Source organism: Bradyrhizobium sp. 138 (assembly GCF_023074075.1).
Classification (GTDB): Bacteria; Pseudomonadota; Alphaproteobacteria; order Rhizobiales; family Xanthobacteraceae; genus Bradyrhizobium.
This window is the reverse complement of sequence record NZ_JADPKT010000073.1, coordinates 146,362-164,526: the sequence shown is the minus strand read 5'-3', so window position 1 is coordinate 164,526 and position 18,165 is coordinate 146,362. Positions and strand designations below refer to the sequence as shown.

Annotated in this window: 17 protein-coding genes; 14 read left to right on the top strand and 3 right to left on the bottom strand. The window is 64.0% G+C overall.

What is annotated here, in order from left to right; translation table 11 throughout:
* Position 1: 1 nt before the first annotated feature.
* The 14 genes from IVA79_RS25815 to IVA79_RS25750 all read left to right on the top strand — a co-directional run bounded on the left by IVA79_RS25815 (position 2) and on the right by IVA79_RS25750 (position 14,269).
* Positions 2-1,000: an MBL fold metallo-hydrolase gene (locus IVA79_RS25815; RefSeq protein WP_247558208.1), complete on the top strand. Its 999-nt coding sequence runs from the start codon at positions 2-4 to the stop codon at positions 998-1,000.
* Between the two features lie 181 nt (positions 1,001-1,181).
* The gene (locus tag IVA79_RS25810) at positions 1,182-1,733 is read left to right on the top strand and encodes an NAD(P)H-dependent oxidoreductase (protein WP_247558206.1); all 552 of its coding nucleotides are present in this window, start codon (positions 1,182-1,184) and stop codon (positions 1,731-1,733) included.
* Positions 1,734-1,965: 232 nt separating this feature from the next.
* On the top strand, positions 1,966-2,283 hold the full coding sequence (locus tag IVA79_RS25805; RefSeq protein WP_247558303.1) for a septum formation initiator family protein: 318 nt from the start codon (positions 1,966-1,968) through the stop codon (positions 2,281-2,283).
* 217 nt (positions 2,284-2,500) lie between these two features.
* The gene (locus IVA79_RS25800) at positions 2,501-3,460 is read left to right on the top strand and encodes a GAF domain-containing protein (RefSeq protein WP_247558205.1); all 960 of its coding nucleotides are present in this window, start codon (positions 2,501-2,503) and stop codon (positions 3,458-3,460) included.
* Positions 3,461-3,714: 254 nt separating this feature from the next.
* Complete coding sequence (gene adh / locus IVA79_RS25795; RefSeq protein WP_247558203.1) at positions 3,715-5,232, top strand: aldehyde dehydrogenase; 1,518 nt, start codon at positions 3,715-3,717, stop codon at positions 5,230-5,232.
* Between the two features lie 259 nt (positions 5,233-5,491).
* On the top strand, positions 5,492-6,514 hold the full coding sequence (pdhA, locus tag IVA79_RS25790) for a pyruvate dehydrogenase (acetyl-transferring) E1 component subunit alpha (RefSeq protein WP_247558201.1): 1,023 nt from the start codon (positions 5,492-5,494) through the stop codon (positions 6,512-6,514).
* A 29-nt stretch (positions 6,515-6,543) separates the two neighbouring features.
* Complete coding sequence (locus tag IVA79_RS25785) at positions 6,544-7,932, top strand: pyruvate dehydrogenase complex E1 component subunit beta (RefSeq protein ID WP_247558199.1); 1,389 nt, start codon at positions 6,544-6,546, stop codon at positions 7,930-7,932.
* Positions 7,933-7,935: 3 nt separating this feature from the next.
* Positions 7,936-8,238: a DUF5076 domain-containing protein gene (locus IVA79_RS25780; RefSeq protein WP_018320291.1), complete on the top strand. Its 303-nt coding sequence runs from the start codon at positions 7,936-7,938 to the stop codon at positions 8,236-8,238.
* A 2-nt stretch (positions 8,239-8,240) separates the two neighbouring features.
* On the top strand, positions 8,241-8,693 hold the full coding sequence (locus IVA79_RS25775; RefSeq protein ID WP_247558196.1) for a nucleoside deaminase: 453 nt from the start codon (positions 8,241-8,243) through the stop codon (positions 8,691-8,693).
* 63 nt (positions 8,694-8,756) lie between these two features.
* Positions 8,757-10,115, top strand: a complete 1,359-nt coding sequence (locus IVA79_RS25770; RefSeq protein ID WP_247558194.1) for a pyruvate dehydrogenase complex dihydrolipoamide acetyltransferase — start codon at positions 8,757-8,759, stop codon at positions 10,113-10,115.
* Between the two features lie 22 nt (positions 10,116-10,137).
* Complete coding sequence (locus tag IVA79_RS25765) at positions 10,138-10,377, top strand: hypothetical protein (protein WP_247558192.1); 240 nt, start codon at positions 10,138-10,140, stop codon at positions 10,375-10,377.
* 17 nt (positions 10,378-10,394) lie between these two features.
* Positions 10,395-11,816: a dihydrolipoyl dehydrogenase gene (gene lpdA / locus IVA79_RS25760; protein ID WP_247558190.1), complete on the top strand. Its 1,422-nt coding sequence runs from the start codon at positions 10,395-10,397 to the stop codon at positions 11,814-11,816.
* Positions 11,817-11,972: 156 nt separating this feature from the next.
* On the top strand, positions 11,973-13,214 hold the full coding sequence (locus IVA79_RS25755; protein WP_247558188.1) for a threonine synthase: 1,242 nt from the start codon (positions 11,973-11,975) through the stop codon (positions 13,212-13,214).
* Positions 13,215-13,297: 83 nt separating this feature from the next.
* The gene (locus IVA79_RS25750) at positions 13,298-14,269 is read left to right on the top strand and encodes a tripartite tricarboxylate transporter substrate binding protein BugD (RefSeq protein ID WP_247558186.1); all 972 of its coding nucleotides are present in this window, start codon (positions 13,298-13,300) and stop codon (positions 14,267-14,269) included.
* A gap of 71 nt (positions 14,270-14,340) precedes the next feature.
* Here IVA79_RS25750 and IVA79_RS25745 read toward each other — a convergent pair whose 3' ends face one another.
* The 3 genes from IVA79_RS25745 to IVA79_RS25735 form a co-directional block, all read right to left on the bottom strand.
* A complete protein-coding gene (locus tag IVA79_RS25745; RefSeq protein ID WP_247558184.1) occupies positions 14,341-14,727 on the bottom strand; it encodes a response regulator in 387 nt (128 codons plus the stop codon).
* A 95-nt stretch (positions 14,728-14,822) separates the two neighbouring features.
* On the bottom strand, positions 14,823-15,494 hold the full coding sequence (locus IVA79_RS25740; RefSeq protein WP_247558180.1) for a response regulator transcription factor: 672 nt from the start codon (positions 15,492-15,494) through the stop codon (positions 14,823-14,825).
* A complete protein-coding gene (locus IVA79_RS25735) occupies positions 15,491-17,476 on the bottom strand; it encodes a PAS domain S-box protein (RefSeq protein ID WP_256465658.1) in 1,986 nt (661 codons plus the stop codon). Before IVA79_RS25735 ends, IVA79_RS25740 begins: the two co-directional genes overlap by 4 nt.
* Between the last annotated feature and the right edge of the window lie 689 nt (positions 17,477-18,165).

Below are 18,165 nucleotides of genomic sequence, written 5' to 3'. Positions count from 1 at the left end.
CATGACCGATCTCAATCGTCGTCATCTGCTCGCAGGCGCAGCCGCTCTCGGTGCGGCGGCCGCAACCGGGCTTGGACCGACCACCGCCAAGGCTGCAGTGCCGCAGACGGGGACGCAGGCGCCGGGCTTCTATCGCTACAAGGTCGGCGCTTTCGAGTGCACCTCGATCAACGATGGTGCGCGCACCTTCCCGATGCCGGACAAGTTCGTCGCCAACATCCCGAAGGACGAGGCGCTGGCGGCGGGTGAGGCGGCCTACATGCCGAAGGGCATGGTCACGATTCCGTTCAACCCGCAGCTCATCAATACCGGCTCGAAGCTGGTGCTGATCGACACCGGCAACGGCATCGCCAATCTCGAGGCGAGCAAAGGCGCTGTCGGCCGCACATTGCAGAACCTCCAGGCTGCCGGCGTCGACCCCAAGAACGTCGACGTTGTGCTGCTGTCGCATATGCATGGCGACCACATCAACGGCGTTCGCCTGGCCGACGGCGCGTTGGCCTTTCCGAATGCGGAGATCATGGTGCCCGGCAAGGAGTGGGAGTTCTGGACCAGTGAGGAGAACGCAGCCAAGGCCGAGTCCAATCAGGGGCTGAAGAACAATTTCGCCAACGTGAAGAAGATCTTTGCTGGCCTCGAGTCCAAGGTCACCAAGTACGAATGGGGCAAGGAGGTCGCGCCGGGCATCACCTCGATCGCAACCCCGGGCCACACGCCCGGCCACACCTCGTTCGCGGTCGCCTCAGGCGATGCCAAGGTGCTGATCCAGTCCGACGTCACCAACATCCCGGAATTCTTCCTGCGCAATCCCGACTGGCACGTGATTTTCGACATGGACGCCGCGATAGCGCAGGCGACGCGCCACAAGTTCTACGACATGGCGGCGGCGGAGAAGGCGACGGTGGTCGGCTTCCACTTCACGTTCCCGTCGGTCGGTCATGTCGTGAAGGACGGTGCGAAATATCGCCTGATCCCGTCGGCGTGGAATCCGACGATCTGATCTGGACGACGGATTGGTGCGAAAGATCGGGCCGCCCGTTGGCGGCCCGATTGTTTTGGGGCAACCGTCTGCTTTCGCGAAACACAGGGTTTCCAAATCAGCCCAATTCATGCACTTGCATCCATTGGCCGGGACCGCTTAAGTGCCGCCGGCACTTCCCTCAAGGTTTCAAGGACAACCCATGGCCTACAACATCGTCACGATCGCCGGCAGCCTGCGCAAGGACGGCTTCTCGCTCAAGATCGCCAATGCGCTCGCCAAGCTTGCGCCAAGCTCGCTCAAGCTCGAGGTGATCACGCCTGCGGGGCTCTCGTTCTTCAACCAGGACCTCGAAGGCGCGCCGCCCGCGGACTGGCTGGCCTTCCGCGACAAGCTTCAGAAATCGAACGGCGTCCTGTTCGTCACCCCCGAATACAACCGCTCGATCCCGGGCGTTCTCAAGAACGCCATCGATGTGGCCTCGCGCCCCTATGGCAAGAGCTCACTGCTCGGCAAGCCGGTCGGCATCATCTCGAACTCGCCGGGCCCGCTCGGCGGCGTCAGCGCAGCCAAGCATCTGCAGAACATCCTGCCGGGCATTTCCGGTTCGCTGCTCCAGCAGCCTGAAATCTATCTCAACGCCGTCGGCGATGCGTTTGACGCGGACGGCAACCTGACCAAGGACTCCCTGAAGACGGTGCTGCAGCAATACATCGACGCCTTCGCCGCGCACGTAGCCAAGCACCAGGGCTGAGCACTCACTCTCTCCGTCATGGCCGGGCATAGCCGTCCGCAGGACGGCGTCGCTTCTGCTCGCCTATGTCCCGGCCATCCACGTCTGTACCCACGGCACCGAAGAACGTGGATGCCCGGGCCTTCGCCGCGCCGAAGCGGCTTCGGCCGCGCAGGCGGGACAAACCCGGGCATGACGACGGGTTGTGCGGTTGGTTAGCACTCCCTTAACCAACCTGTCCCATCTTCCCAGGATGGTCTCCCGCGCGCGCCTGAAATCGATCCTGACCGGCCTTGCCCTCTACGCGATGGCGGCGGCCATCGTCGGCTATTTCGGCGTCAACGCCTATACTGGCAAATATGGCCTCAACGCCCGCCAGGAACTCGACCAGGAAATCATCGCCCTGACCAGCGAACTGGCCCAGCTCAAGCGCGAGCGCACCAGGAGCGAGCAGCGGGTGTCGCTGCTGCGGTCGGAGAGGATCGACCCCGACATGCTGGACGAGCGGGCGCGGTTCCAGCTTGACTACGTCAATCCGCGCGATCTCGTTCGGATGATCCCGGCGAAGTAGCGTTTTCTGCAAGCTTCGAAACCGGCCCCGAAAGCCGCTGCCGAAATCCGACCACCGTGCTTTTTCCCTCCTGCGAAGGTCGTAAGTCCGGGACCGGGCGCGCGCCTTGACGGCAGCGCCGCAGCCGGTTCATGGCTTCTGTGGCGCTCGCTAGAGTTGACGCAGATCAAACGGGTGGCGCCGGCACGTTCTAGTCTGTCATCCGGAGGAAACAGTGATGAATGGGTCAATGCCCCGGCATCACGCGGCCCGTGTCGAGGCCGCTATCGCGTCAGGCCAGGCGGCACGATCCGCGCTCGTGGCCTCGTGGCGCCGTTCGTCCAGACTGCATCATCTCGATCCCGGTGGCCACAGCTCGCCGATGCGGCTGACCGAGGCCGAGCTGCACCAGGCGCGCGAGCGCATCGCGCCGCTTCTGGCCGCCGCGCAAGGCGCGATGGACCGCCTCTATCAGGCCGTGGGCGCCGCGGGCTGCTGCGTCCTGCTTGCCGACGGTGAAGGCGTGCCAGTCGATCGCCGCGGCACGGCGGCGGACGATGCGACGTTTCAATCCTGGGGCCTGTGGACCGGTGCGCTCTGGAGCGAGGAGCACGAAGGCACCAACGGCATCGGCACCTGCCTCGTCGAGCAGCGTCCGCTGACGATCGATCGCGACCAGCATTTCTTCACTCGCAACACGCTTCTGAGCTGCACCGCCGTTCCGATCTACGACCATGAGGCGGCGCTCGCAGGCGTGCTCGACGTGTCCTCCTGCCGCGCCGACCGGACCGATGCGTTTTCCGGTCTGATCGCGCTTGCGGCAGGCGAGGCGGCCAAGCGCATCGAGGCCGATCTGTTTCGCCGGGCCTTCGCCCATGCCCGCATCGTGCTGGTGCAAGCTGCGGACGGCCAATGCGGAGGCCTCGTCGCGGTCGATGCGGACGATCTCGTGATCGGCGCGACCCGCTCTGCCCGGGCGGCGCTCGGAATTGCCCCCGGCCGGGCCTTGCAGCCGGTGCCGGCGGCCGATCTGCTCGGCGGCGATACTGCGCGCGATCATCTTGCCGGCGGTCAACGCGCCGTCGTGCAGCGGGCGCTGCTCCGCGCCGGCGGCAACGTCTCGGCGGCCGCCAAGGCCCTCGGCGTCAGCCGTGCCACGCTGCACAGGAAGCTGAAGCGGTTCGAGCTGAACCACTGAGCCAGGCTGCTTTCCTCAAACTCCGATCTCGTGCACCGGACGCAGCGCAGCGCGTCGCTCTTGCGACGTGTTGCGCTGCTGCGCGTCCGGGACACGATGGTGATGGCCTCGCCCCATCAGTGTCGCAGAACTGCGACAGGTCCGCTCCACCATCGCTCTCGCCTGGGCTGACAGAAAACACCTCCCGCATCATCGTCCGCGCAAGTCGCGAGCACGCGACGAATTGCGCAAACAGCAAACATCGGGAGTGATCAATGAACAAGGTGGAATTCCTCAGCGTCACCAAGGTTCCCTTCGCCGAGCGCTACGACAATTTCATCGGCGGTAAATTCGTCGCGCCGATGTCAGGCAAATATTTCGACAACGCCTCGCCTGTGAACGGCCAGATCGTCTGCAAGATCGCGCGGTCCGACGCGCAGGACATCGAGGCAGCCCTCGATGCGGCGCATGCCGCCAAGGGCGCCTGGGGCCGCACCAGCGTCGCCGAGCGCGCTGCGATCCTGAACCGGATCGCCGATCGCATGGAAGACAATCTGGAGCGTCTCGCCATCGCCGAGACCTGGGACAACGGCAAGCCGATCCGTGAGACCCGCGCTGCCGACATCCCGCTCGCCATCGATCACTTCCGTTATTTCGCAGGCGTCGTCCGCGCCCAGGAAGGCTCAATCGGCGAGATCGACCACGACACCATCGCCTATCATTTCCACGAGCCGCTCGGCGTGGTCGGCCAGATCATTCCCTGGAACTTCCCGCTGCTGATGGCCTGCTGGAAGCTCGCGCCTGCGCTCGCCGCCGGCAACTGCGTCGTGCTCAAGCCCGCCGAGCAGACCCCGGCCTCGATCATGGTCTGGGCCGAGATCATCGCCGACATCCTGCCGCCCGGCGTCCTCAACATCGTCAACGGCTTTGGTCTGGAAGCCGGCAAGCCGCTGGCCTCCAGCCCGCGCATCGCCAAGATCGCCTTCACCGGCGAGACCACGACGGGCCGGCTGATCATGCAGTATGCCAGCCAGAACCTTATTCCCGTCACGCTGGAGCTGGGCGGCAAGTCGCCCAACATCTTCTTCAACGACGTCACCGCCGAGGACGATGATTTCTTCGACAAGGCGATCGAAGGCTTCGTCATGTTCGCGCTGAACCAGGGTGAAGTCTGCACCTGTCCGAGCCGCGCGCTGGTTCATGCCGACATCTATGACCGCTTCATGGAGCGGGCGCTCAAGCGCGTCGCGGCGATCAAGCAGGGCGACCCGCGTGATGCCACCACCATGATCGGCGCGCAGGCATCTAGCGAGCAACTGGCGAAAATCCTGTCCTACATCGACATCGGCAAGCAGGAGGGCGCCAAGGTGCTCGCCGGCGGCGGCCGTGCCGAGCTCGCCGGCGATCTCTCAGGCGGCTTCTACGTCAAGCCGACCGTGTTCGAGGGCCACAACAAGATGCGAATCTTCCAGGAGGAGATCTTCGGTCCCGTGGTCTCGGTCACGACCTTCAAGACCGACGAGGAAGCGCTCGAGATCGCCAACGACACGCTCTATGGCCTCGGGGCCGGCGTCTGGAGCCGCGACGCCAACCGCTGCTACCGCTTCGGCCGCGAGATCCAGGCCGGCCGGGTCTGGACCAACTGCTACCATGCCTATCCCGCGCATGCGGCGTTCGGCGGCTACAAGCAGTCGGGCGTCGGTCGCGAGACCCACAAGATGATGCTCGATCACTACCAGCAGACCAAGAACCTCCTGGTCAGCTACAGCCCGAAGAAGCTCGGCTTCTTCTGATCGGCGGTGCGGAGAGGGCGGCGCCATTTCGGCGCCGTCCGCGGGATTGGCGTGGCCTATAGTTCTTGATCCGGTCACGAATCTGCGCGCGCGCATGAGGTGCATCGATTTGTTGCCCGATCGGCGCCAAAGATTTTGCAATATTTCGACAACGTTGCACTGCGGCATAATGAAAGTCGTGCCATGTCGCCGCGGTGCTTTCCAAGGGCGTTTGACTTGGGCTAGAGAGGGCGAAAGTTTTCTCTGACCCGGAATTCCTATGGCCGCACCCAAGAAAGCCGCCGCAAGCACTGCACAGGACAAGCCCGACGGCGGTTCGCCCCCGGAATTCACCAGGGAGCAGGAGCTCAGGGCGCTCCGCGACATGCTCCTGATCCGGCGCTTCGAGGAAAAGGCCGGCCAGCTCTACGGCATGGGCGCGATCGGCGGCTTCTGCCACCTCTATATCGGCCAGGAGGCCGTGGTGGTCGGCATGCAGATGGCCCTGAAGCTGGGCGATCAGGTCATCACCGGCTATCGCGATCACGGCCACATGCTCGCCACCGGCATGGACGCCAATGGCGTCATGGCCGAGCTCACGGGCCGTCGCGGCGGCTATTCCAAGGGCAAGGGCGGCTCCATGCACATGTTCAGCAAGGAGAAGCACTTTTACGGCGGCCACGGCATCGTCGGCGCCCAGGTCTCGCTCGGCACCGGGCTTGCCTTCGCCAACCACTATCGCGGCAACGACAATGTCAGCGTCACCTATTTCGGCGACGGTGCGGCCAACCAGGGTCAGGTCTATGAGAGCTTCAACATGGCGGAACTCTGGAAGCTGCCGGTGATCTTCGTCATCGAGAACAACCGCTACGCCATGGGCACCTCGGTCTCGCGCGCCTCGGCGCAGCAGGATTTCTCCAAGCGCGGCGCGTCCTTCAACATTCCCGGCAAGCAGGTCGACGGCATGGACGTCCGCGCCGTGAAGGCTGCAGGCGAAGAGGCGGCGGCTTGGTGCCGCGCCGGCAAGGGCCCCTACATCCTGGAGATGCAGACCTACCGCTACCGCGGTCACTCGATGTCCGATCCTGCAAAATATCGCACGCGCGAGGAGGTCGAGAAGGTCCGCCACGACCAGGACCCGATCGAGCAGGTGCGTAACCGCCTGCTCGCAGCCAAGGTCAGCGAACAGGATCTGAAGGCGATCGACGCCGAGGTGCGCGACATCGTCAACGCGTCCGCTGATTTCGCCCAGCATGATCCCGAGCCGGATGCCGCCGAGCTCTGGACCGACGTTTACCGCTGAACGCGCGCAAGCTTTCTTTTGGAGCCGATATGCCAATTCAAGTGCTGATGCCCGCGTTGTCGCCCACGATGGAAAAGGGCAACCTCGCCAAATGGCTGAAGAAAGAGGGCGAGACGATCAAGTCCGGCGACGTCATCGCCGAGATCGAGACCGATAAGGCGACCATGGAGGTCGAGGCGACCGACGAGGGCACGCTCGGCAAGATCCTGATCCCTGAGGGCACCGCTGACGTTGCGGTGAACACGCCGATCGCGACCATCCTCGCCGACGGCGAGAGCGCCGCCGATCTTGCCAAGGCGCCGGCGCCGGCGAAGCAGGAGAAGGCCGCGGAGTCCGCAGCCCCAGCCGCTGCGAAGGCCGAAGCGCCGGCACCGAAGGCTGCTCGCGCACCGCAGGCCGTCGCCGAGCCCGATCCGGAAGTGCCTGAAGGCACCGAGATGGTGACGCAGACCATCCGCGAAGCCTTGCGCGATGCCATGGCCGAGGAAATGCGCCGCGATCCCGATGTCTTCGTGATGGGTGAGGAGGTCGCCGAATATCAGGGCGCCTACAAGGTCACGCAAGGGTTGCTCCAGGAGTTCGGCGCCAGGCGCGTCATCGATACCCCGATCACCGAGCACGGCTTTGCCGGTGTCGGCGTCGGCGCCGCGATGACGGGCCTCAAGCCGATCGTCGAGTTCATGACCTTCAACTTCGCCATGCAGGCGATCGACCAGATCATCAACTCCGCGGCCAAGACGCTTTATATGTCCGGCGGCCAGATGGGCTGCTCGATCGTATTCCGCGGCCCCAATGGCGCCGCTGCCCGCGTCGCCGCCCAGCACAGCCAGGACTATTCGGCCTGGTATTCGAACGTCCCGGGCCTCAAGGTGGTCGCGCCGTTCTCGGCCGCTGATTACAAGGGCCTGCTCAAGGCCGCGATCCGCGACCCCAATCCGGTGATCTTCCTCGAGAACGAGGTGCTCTACGGTCACACCGGCGAAGTGCCCAAGCTCGACGATTTCGTGATCCCGATCGGCAAGGCCCGCATCGTGCGTTCGGGCAGCCACGTCACCATCATCTCCTGGTCGAACGGCATGACCTATGCCCTGAAGGCGGCCGATGAGCTCGCCAAGGACGGCATCGAGGCCGAGGTGATCGACCTGCGCACGCTGCGCCCGATGGATACCGAGACCATCATCAACTCGGTCAAGAAGACGGGGCGCGCCGTCACGGTGGAAGAGGGCTGGGCCCAGAGCGGCGTCGGCGCCGAGATCGCCGCGCGCATCATGGAGAACGCCTTCGATTATCTGGACGCGCCGGTCGCTCGCGTCTCCGGCAAGGACGTGCCGATGCCCTATGCCGCCAATCTGGAGAAGCTCGCGCTGCCCTCGGCGGCTGAAGTCGTCGAGGCCGCCAAAGCCGTCTGCTACAGGTAGATCATGGCGGGTCCGAAGGAGCAGCCACTGCCGCCCGACGTCATGACCCGCGACGACGCGGTCGAGATCCTGCGCGTGTTCGTGCTGGACGGCGGGCTGTCGATGGCGTTCCAGCGCGCCTTCGAGGAGCCCGACATGTGGGGCCTCTTGCTCGTCGATCTCGCCCGCCACGCCGCGCGCGCTTATGCGCGCGAGAGCGAATACACCGAAGAGGACGCCCTGAACCGGATCCTGGAGATGTTCCAGGCCGAGATCGAGCGCCCTACGGATACCGGCACCACGACGCCGCGCGGCAAGGGACACTGACCTTGGCAGTCGAAGCGCACCATTTCGATTTCATGCTGGAGGCGATCCGCGAGGCGGAGGCTTCGATCGCGCAGGGCGGCCTGCCGATCGGCGCCGTGCTGACGCGCGAGAACAAGATCATCGCCCGCGGACACAACAACCGCGTGCAGGAGAACAACCCGATCCTGCATGGCGAGATGAGCTGCCTGCGCGAAGCCGGCGCGATCTCGTTCCACGATACCGTCATGTACACGACGCTGTCGCCATGCTCGATGTGCGCGGGCGCGCTGGGGCTGTTCAAGGTGAAGCTAGTGGTGATCGGAGAGTCCGTCACCTTCGAGGGATCCAAGGACATCCTCGACAAGTTCGGCATCCCCTGGATCGACCTTGCCGACGACCGCTCCATCACCATGATGAAGAATTGGCGTTCCATCCCTGCCAATGAGCGCCTTTGGCAGGGCGACATCGGCAACTAAACCTGGTCTGTTCGTCTTCGGCCGTCGGAGACGATGTTTTGCAAAGTTCTTCTTGAGGTCAGCATGCCCATCAACATCCTGATGCCCGCTCTTTCGCCGACGATGGAGAAGGGCAACCTCGCCAAGTGGCTGAAGAAGGAAGGCGACAAGGTCAAATCCGGCGACGTCATCGCCGAGATCGAGACCGACAAGGCCACCATGGAGGTCGAGGCCATCGACGAGGGCACGATCGCCAAGATCCTGGTGCCCGAGGGCACGCAGGACGTCCCGGTCAACGACGTGATCGCGGTGCTCGCTGGCGAAGGCGAGGACGTGAAGGCCGCGGGCGCTGCCAAGCCCAGCGCGTCGGCTGCTCCGCCCAAGGCCGAGAAGCCCGCTGAAGCGCCGGCTGCTGCAGCGGCTCCCGCGCCTGCAGCGCCGAAGGCTGCACCACCGCCTGCCGCGGCAGCCGCGCCGCAGGCCGCAGCTCCGGCTGCGCAGGCCAATGGCCATGGTGGTCGCGTCTTCTCGTCTCCGCTGGCACGGCGTCTTGCCAAGGAAGCCGGCATCGACGTTGGCATGGTCAACGGCACCGGCCCGCACGGCCGGGTGGTCGCGCGCGACGTCGAGCAGGCCAAATCCGGCAAGGGCCTCAAGGCACCCGCGGCGGCGCCATCCGGCGCGCCTGCGATCGCGCCGACCATGTCGGACAAGCAGATCCTGTCGCTGTTCGAGCCGGGTTCCTACGACATCGTCCCGCATGACGGCATGCGCCGCACTATCGCGCAGCGTTTGACCGCCTCGATCCAGAACGTCCCGCACTTCTATCTGACCATCGACTGCGACATCGGCAAGCTGCTCGCGGCCCGCGAGGAGATCAATGCCGCAGCTCCCAAGGACAAGGAGAAGAAGCCGCTCTACAAGATCTCGGTCAACGACTTCGTCATCAAGGCGATGGCGGTCGCGCTGCAGAAGATCCCGAACTGCAACGTGAGCTGGACCGAAAGCGGCATGGTCAAGCACCACCATTCCGACGTCGGCGTTGCCGTGGCGATGCCGGGCGGCCTGATCACGCCGATCATCCGCAAGGCCGAGACCAAGACGCTCTCGACCATCTCCAACGAGATGAAGGATTTTGCCGCGCGCGCGCGTTCCCGCAAATTGAAGCCCGAGGAATACCAGGGCGGCACCACCGCGGTCTCCAACCTCGGCATGTTCGGCATCAGCCACTTCACTGCCGTGATCAACCCGCCGCATGCGACCATTCTTGCGGTCGGCACCAGCGAGGAGCGTCCCGTCGTGCGCGGCGGCAAGATCGAGATCGCGAACATGATGAGCGTGACCCTGTCCTGCGATCACCGCGCGATCGACGGCGCGCTCGGCGCCGAACTGATCGGCGCCTTCAAGCAGCTGATCGAAAATCCTGTGATGATGATGGTCTGAGGCGGCGGCAGAGGGGGCAACTTTGCATGTCCATACCCGCTGGCCATGGATATCGCTGCTGCTCGGCGCCGTCGGCGTGCTCAACCCGGTTGGGCTCGATTTTCTTCACTCTGCGTTCTTTGCCGGTGAGCAATTGGCACGGAACATCGCTCAGCCTCTCGTGCTCACCGCGCTGGCCGTCATAGTCCTGGTGGTGTTGCTCGAATGGCTGGTGAGGTCTTTTCTGGTCAAGCGCCGCGCTCGCGGCGCAACGATCGCTTGAGTTGAACGGGAGCCGCCATGGCCGATACATCCTTCGACGTCATCATCATCGGCTCCGGCCCCGGCGGCTACGTCACCGCCATTCGCGCCGCCCAGCTCGGCTTCAAGGTCGCGATCGTGGAAAAATCCTATCTCGGCGGCATCTGTCTGAACTGGGGCTGTATCCCGACCAAGGCGCTGCTGCGCTCGGCCGAGATCTATCACTACATGCAGCACGCCAAGGATTACGGCCTGTCGGCGGAGAAGGTCTCGTTCGATCCGAAGGCCGTGGTGCAGCGCTCGCGCGGCGTCTCCAAGCGGCTGAATGACGGCGTCGGCTTCCTGATGAAGAAGAACAAGGTGAGCGTGATCTGGGGCGCCGCCTCGATCGACGCGCCCGGCAAGGTCACCGTGAAGAAGTCCGACGTCGAGGCGCCGAAGGGAGCGCTGGGCGAGGGGAGCTATCAGGCCAAGCACATCATCATCGCGACCGGCGCGCGGCCGCGCGTGCTGCCGGGGCTTGAGCCCGACAAGAAGCTGATCTGGACCTATTTCGAGGCGATGGTGCCGGAGCGAATGCCGAAGTCGCTGCTGGTGGTCGGCTCCGGCGCGATCGGCATCGAGTTCGCCTCGTTCTTCCACACCATGGGAAGTGACGTTACCGTGGTCGAGGTGTTGCCGCAGATCCTCCCCGTCGAGGACGCCGAGATCGCCGGCCTTGCGCGCAAGCGCCTGGAGAAGCAGGGCATCAAGATCATGTCCTCGACCAAGGTCACCAAGCTGGAGAAGAAGGCCGACAGCGTCCTCGCCACCATCGATGACGGCAAGGGCAAGCCGGTCACATCAGAGTTCGAGCGCGTGATCTCGGCGGTCGGCGTCGTCGGCAACATCGAGAATCTCGGCCTGGAAAAGGCCGGCGTGAAGACCGACCGCGGCATCATCGTCGTCGACGGTTACGGCAAGACCAACGTCCCCGGCATCTACGCCATCGGCGACGTCGCCGGCCCGCCCATGCTGGCGCACAAGGCCGAGCATGAGGGCGTGATCTGCGTCGAGGCCATCAAGGGGCTGCATCCGCACCCCATGGACAAGAACATGATCCCGGGCTGCACCTATTGTCAGCCGCAGGTCGCATCCGTCGGCCTCACGGAAGCCAAAGCCAAGGAGAGCGGCCGCGAGATCCGCGTCGGCCGATTCCCCTTCGTCGGCAACGGCAAGGCCATCGCGCTCGGCGAGGACCAGGGCCTGGTCAAGGTCATCTTCGACAAGAAGACCGGCCAGCTCCTCGGCGCCCATATGGTCGGCGCCGAAGTGACCGAGCTGATCCAGGGCTACGTCGTCGCCATGAATCTAGAGACCACGGAAGAAGAGCTGATGCACACGGTGTTCCCGCATCCGACCCTGTCGGAGATGATGAAGGAAGCGGTGCTGGATGCGTATGGGCGCGTGTTGAATATTTGATCGGAGGCGGACGGCGGCGTCCGCCGCCGTCATTGCGAGCGAAGCGAAGCAATCCAGAATGTCTTTGCGGAAATAGTCTGGATTGCTTCGTCGCAAGAGCTCCTCGCAATGACGCGTGGAAAGAGCGGTTTCAATAAGCAAGAAGAAAGCAGCACCATGCACGACAACGACAATCTCACCATCGAGCGCCCGACCTTCGTCACCCATCTCGAATGCGCGATGGAGGGCGACCATTACGCGGCGGACCAGGTCCATAACCTCTCCAAGGCCGGCAAGCCGCTGCTCGTCCGCTACGACCTCGCCGGCGTGAAGAAGGCGCTGACCAAGGATGCACTTAGCCAGCGTCCCGGCGACATGTGGCGCTACCGCGAGCTGCTGCCGGTGCGCAAATGCCAGGACATCGTCTCGCTCGGCGAAGTCACGACACCGCTGATCCGGCTGCCGAAGCTCGGCAAGAAGCTTGGCGGCGGCGAGATCATCGTCAAGGACGAGGGACGGCTGCCGACCGGCTCGTTCAAGGCGCGCGGCCTGGTGATGGCGGTGTCGATGGGCAAGGCGCTCGGCATCAAGCACATGGCGATGCCGACCAACGGCAATGCCGGCGCGGCGCTGGCGGCCTACGCCACGAGCTGCGGCATCAAGACCACGATCTTCTGCCCGGCCGATACGCCTGAGGTTAACGTGAGCGAGATCGAGCTGCAGGGCGCGACCGTTTACCGCGTCAACGGCTATATCGACGATTGCGGCAAGATCGTCGGCGAGGGAAAAGCAAAAGTCGGCTGGTTCGACACCTCGACCTTGAAGGAGCCCTACCGTATCGAAGGTAAGAAGACGATGGGCCTCGAGCTCGCCGAGCAGCTCGGCTGGGACGTGCCCGACGTGATCTTCTATCCGACCGGTGGTGGCACCGGCCTGATCGGCATGTGGAAGGCGTTCGACGAGCTCGAGAAGATCGGCTTCATCGGAAGTAAGCGCCCGCGCATGGTCGCGGTGCAGGCCTCCGGCTGCGCGCCGATGGTGCGGGCCTATGATGCCGGCACCGAGCATGCGACGCGATGGGAGGATGCCCACACCATTGCCTCCGGCATCCGCGTCCCTCAGGCGATCGGCGATTTCCTGATCCTGCGCGCGGTGCGTGAGAGCAAGGGCTTTGCGATTGCGGTCGACGACGACAAGATCTCGGCGGCGCTCAGCGAAGTCGCGCGCGAGGAGGGGCTCTTGCTGTGCCCCGAGGGCGCCGCCACCTATGCCGCCTACAAGGACAGCCTCGCCGATGGCCGCGTTTCGAAGGGTGACCGCGTGATGCTGTTCAACTGCGCCACCGGCCTGAAATACCCGCTGCCGCCGGTCACCCGCACGCTCGACCGCCACAAGCCGATCGACTATTCGCAGTTCTAGCGCGGCATTACGCGCCACGAATGACCCTCTTCCCGTACGCGGGAAGAGCAAAAATAATACGCGACACCGCTGGGGAGAAGACAATGACGAAGGCCGTCTGGGCTGCGCTGTTTGCTATTCTCGCTGTTTCAGGCGCCGCGCGCGCCGATGACTATCCCTCCCATCCCATCACCATCATCGTACCCTTCGCGGCTGGCGGGCCCTCGGACGCCATGGCGCGCGTGCTCGCCGAGCGGATGCGCACCTCGCTTGGCCAGGCCGTCGTGGTCGAGAACGTCACCGGCGCGGGCGGTTCGATCGGCGTTGGCCGCGCCGTGCAATCGCCGCCGGACGGTTACACCATCTCCTTCGGCCATCTCGGCACCCACGTTGCCAACGGCGCGGTCTACAAGCTCAAATACGACCTCGTCACCGACCTCGAGCCCGTGGTGCTGCTGCCGAGCAACCCGATGATCATCGTCAGCAAGAATGCGGTGCCCGCGACCTCGCTGAAAGACCTGATCGAATGGTTGAAGTCGCGCCCCTCGCCGCCGACGGCGGGCACCGCCGGCGCCGGCTCGGGCAGCCACATCGCCGGCGTCTATTTCGAAAGCGTCAGCGGCATCAAGCTGCAATATGTGCCGTATCGCGGCACCGCGCCCGCATTGAATGATCTCATCGCCAGTCAGATCGACCTCATCGTCGACCAGACCTCCAACTCGATCGGCCAGGTCCGCGCCGGCACCATCCGCGCCTACGCCATCACTGACAGCAAGCGCCTGTCCTCGGCGCCTGAGATCCCGACCGCGGAGGAGGCGGGCCTGAAGGGCTTCAACATGACGCTGTGGTCAGGCCTGTGGGTGCCGAAGGGTACGCCGAAAGAGATCGTGATAAAACTCAACGCCGCGGCGGTGGAGGCGCTGAACGATCCTGCGGTGAAGAAGCAGCTCGAAAACCAGGGGCTGGAGATGACACCGAAGGACCAGCTCACGCCCGAAGCGCTCGGCACCCGTCAGAAGGCCGAGATCGAAAAATGGTGGCCGATGATCAAGGCGGCGAACATCAAGGTGGATTGAGGCGGACGCCGCGTGCTGCGGCGGTATGCCGCCAGGCGACGTCACCGTCGCGGTTGCTGGCCGCCGTGCAATCACTCCGTGGCTTCGTCACCTTCTGCCAGCGCCCGGTCCAGGCATTGCATCAAATCCGAGGCGGCAAACGGCTTACCGAGGAAACAGGTCGCCCCGGCTTTGAGCGCACGCACACGCACGCTCTCCTCCGGGAAAGCTGTGATGAAGATGAACGGCGTTGCCGAACCGTGTGCGCGCATCTGCGTCAGCAGATCGATTCCTGTCATCATCGGCATCTGGACGTCGGCGATCACGCACGAGCTGTTGTTCGAATCGGTCGACCTCAAAAACTCCTCGGCGGAGGCGAATGTGTGGACGATGTATCCGCGCGATTCCAAGAGATTGTTGACCGCGGCCCGCACGAAAGGGTCATCGTCGAGCACGGAAATGACCGAAGCCACTGACAAGACGTCCGCTCCTCGCCCCGGATTGAGCTTGCCGTCGCTACGGCCAAACCTAAACACGCAAGGTGGACCTGCCAGTCATCATTGGAAACTCATACTTAGGTTTGCATGTCGGACTTGCTCGGCCCAATCCCGAGCGCCTCGCTCATTCTCACCAGATCGGCCAGCGACTTCGCGCCCATTTTCCGCATGATCTGGCCGCGATAGATTTTGACGGTGATTTCCGCCAATCCGAGCTTGGCGGCCACTTGCTTGTTCATCAGGCCGGACGTCACCAGCGACAATACGTCTCGCTCCCGCGAGGACAGAGTGTCGAACCGTGATTTGACGGACGAGACCGTCCTGTTCAGGTCGCGGCGCTTGCGGTCCCGCTCGATGGCGGCCTGGACTGCGTCCAGGATGTCCTGGTCGCGGACCGGCTTTGTGAGGAAGTCGATCGCGCCACTCTTCATGGCCCGAACGGTCATGGGAATATCGCCATGACCGGTAATAAAGATGATCGGCGTGTGGATATTTGCCTTGGCGAGGTCGGTCTGCAGGTCGAGGCCGCTCCCTCCGGGCAAGCGAATGTCGAGCACCAGGCAACTGGGGACTTCCGGCGGCTTGGTCTGGAGCAGTTGCGGTGCCGAGCCGAATGCTTCGACCTTGAGGCCGACCGACTCGAACAGATTGGTGAGCGCACGGCGCATGGACGCGTCGTCATCGACGATGAAGACGATTGGCTGATCGCCGTCCTCCTGCGGCGGCAAAGGCGTCGCACGCTCGCTCACGATGTTTCCTCTTGATGGAGGGGCAGGGTGATCTGAAAAGTTGCGCCGTGATGCTGGTTCGGTGCGGCGGACAGTCGTCCGCCATGGGCCTCGATGATGGAGCGGCAGATCGACAGCCCCATGCCCATGCCGGAAGCCTTTGTGGTAAAGAAGGGCATGAACAGGCGGTCCATCGCCTGTTCACAGATGCCGACGCCGCAGTCGGAAACGCTCACCAGCACCGCGCCATCGCCGCTCGCTGCTGAACGGATCGCCAGCTCGCGAGGGCGATCACGGACGCCTTCCATGGCCTCGATCCCGTTCATGACCAGGTTGATCAGGACCTGTTGCAATTGGATACGATCGCCAAAGATCCTGGGCACTCCCGACGACAGCTCCATCCGTACCGACACGGCGTGGCTGGCCATCTCGCGCTGAACGAGCGCGACCGCCTCGCGCACGACCATGTTGGGGTCGAGCGGAACCATTTCGATGTCGGACCGCTTGGCGAGTGCCCGAACGTGACGGATCACGTCGCTGGCACGCTTGCCATCCTCGATGATCCACTCCACGGAGCGGCGGGCCGCCTTGAGATCTGGCGGATTGCGCTGGAGCCAGGCGATGCAGGCGTCGGCATTTGCGATCACGGCGGCGAGGGGCTGGTTGATCTCGTGGGCGATTGAAGCCGTCAACTCGCCCAGCGTCGTGACGCGCGTCACATGGGCGAGCTCGGCTTGGGCCTTGCGCAGCGCGTTTTCGGCCTGATCGGCCCTGATAGCCGCAGTTACGTCGGTGCAAACGCCACGATAGCCCAGAAAGACGCCGTCGGCGCCGAAGAACGGCTTGCCGCTGGTCCGAACATAGATCTGCTGCCCATTGCGGTCTTTGCTGCGATACACCAGGTCGCGGAACGGGATGTGGGCGTCGAGCGCCGCGCGATGCTCTCGCCACTTCTCAGGCTCGAGATCGGCGTCCGGAGCGATGTCCCAACGCGTGAGTCCGATCAGGCCCGCGGGGGCGGTCGTGGTATCGGAGTGTTGCGAGACCAGGGTCACGCGATGGTCTGGCCCCGTTTCCCAGAACCAGTCAGACGCGGTTTCGGCGTAGTCCCGAAAGCGCTGCTCGCTCTCACGCAGCCTGCGCTCTGCCTCTTTCGTCGCCGTGATGTCGGTCACCGATCCGACGAACTCGACGTGACCGCTGGAATCTCGCATCGCCCGGGCCACCGCTCGGACGTACTTGATCGAGCCGTCGGGCATCACGAGTCGGTACTCGTGATCGTAATCTTTTCCCTCTCGGGCTGCCCGGCCCGTCGTCTTCTGCACCGCGAGGCGGTCCTCCGGATGGATCCGCTGGAGCATGAACCGGATCTCTGGCTTCGTTCCCTCCTCGCATTGGAAGATGCGATAAGTCTCCTTGGACCAGGTGATCTCGCCGGTTGCCGCCTTCCAGCCGAAACTACCAGTGTGGCTCAATTCCTGCGCCTGGGCGAGATAAGCCTCGCTCGCTCGCAGCGCATTCTCTGCTTCCTTGCGCTCGGTGATGTTCTCGCAGGCGACCAGCACGATCGGCCCGCCATCGGCCCGCAGCATGGTCTTGGCATTCTCGCGTACCCATAGCACCGAGCCGTCCTTTCGCACCTTCCGGATCTCCCAGGTGTGGGACTGATCGACGGTCTCAAGGCACAGCGCGACACACGCGCGGACGAAGTCGCGATCCTCCTCGAAGAAGACATCGAGCACCGATCGGCCGATCAACTCCGCGGCCGTATAGCCCAGTTGCGCGGCGCCGAACGTGTTCACGTTGATCACGGTTCCGGCCGGATCGACCATGAAGTACATGACCGGATTGTGCTCGAAGACTTGCTGCCACTGCTTGACCGCTTCCAGCAAATCGGCGTCACCGGGCCGAACGCGCTGCTTGGCGGTAACAGCTTGCCCGATCCAGCCGGCGAGGTATTGCGCGGCTGACTTCCCGAACGTGACGGCCCGGACAGGCTTCATCGCAGACGCTCCCGGCGCTCTCTGCGTGAAGACAAGTAGAGCACGTTGACGCCAGAGGAGCAATTCCGGCCAAAGTCGGATGGGTGGTCAGACGTCGCCTTATTGGCGGCTCGCCCTGTCCATTGCGGCGCATCAAGCGCCCCAGGCCGGCAAGAGAGCCGGCAAGGTTTTCACGGTGACCGTGCAACCGAAGCGTCGTGCGCCGTCTCGTTGAACGTGGGGCGGCACGAACGCCCCCGGGCGAGTACGGGACAAACCTAAGTATGGCTCCTCCAATCCTAGTCATGTCGGCCATTTACCTCCGTACAATTGGTCGCTTCGTGCCCGGCGAACTAACCTCATGGTCAACCGGAGCGTCGGCCCAACTCAATCAGCAAGCGCACGACGACAGGCTCGCAGCCGCGATCACGGCAATTTACGACCCGTATGAGGTCGGAGGGAACGAACTGGCAAACGCGCAAGCAACAGAGGGAGACAGCAATGTGTGATACATCGGAACTTCCTGAGCGTCGCCTACCCGAGTCCGAACGCTGCGCTTCAAACAACGGTTGTGCGGTGTGTAGCGGCAAGTTTGGTCTGATCCGCTATTATTCGTGGCGCACTGCGCTCTGCTCCAAGAAGTGCGTCGATCGCTTCCGCACACGCCGCGAACGCGACCGAAGCTGGTTGTTCCAGGCTCGGGCCGCATG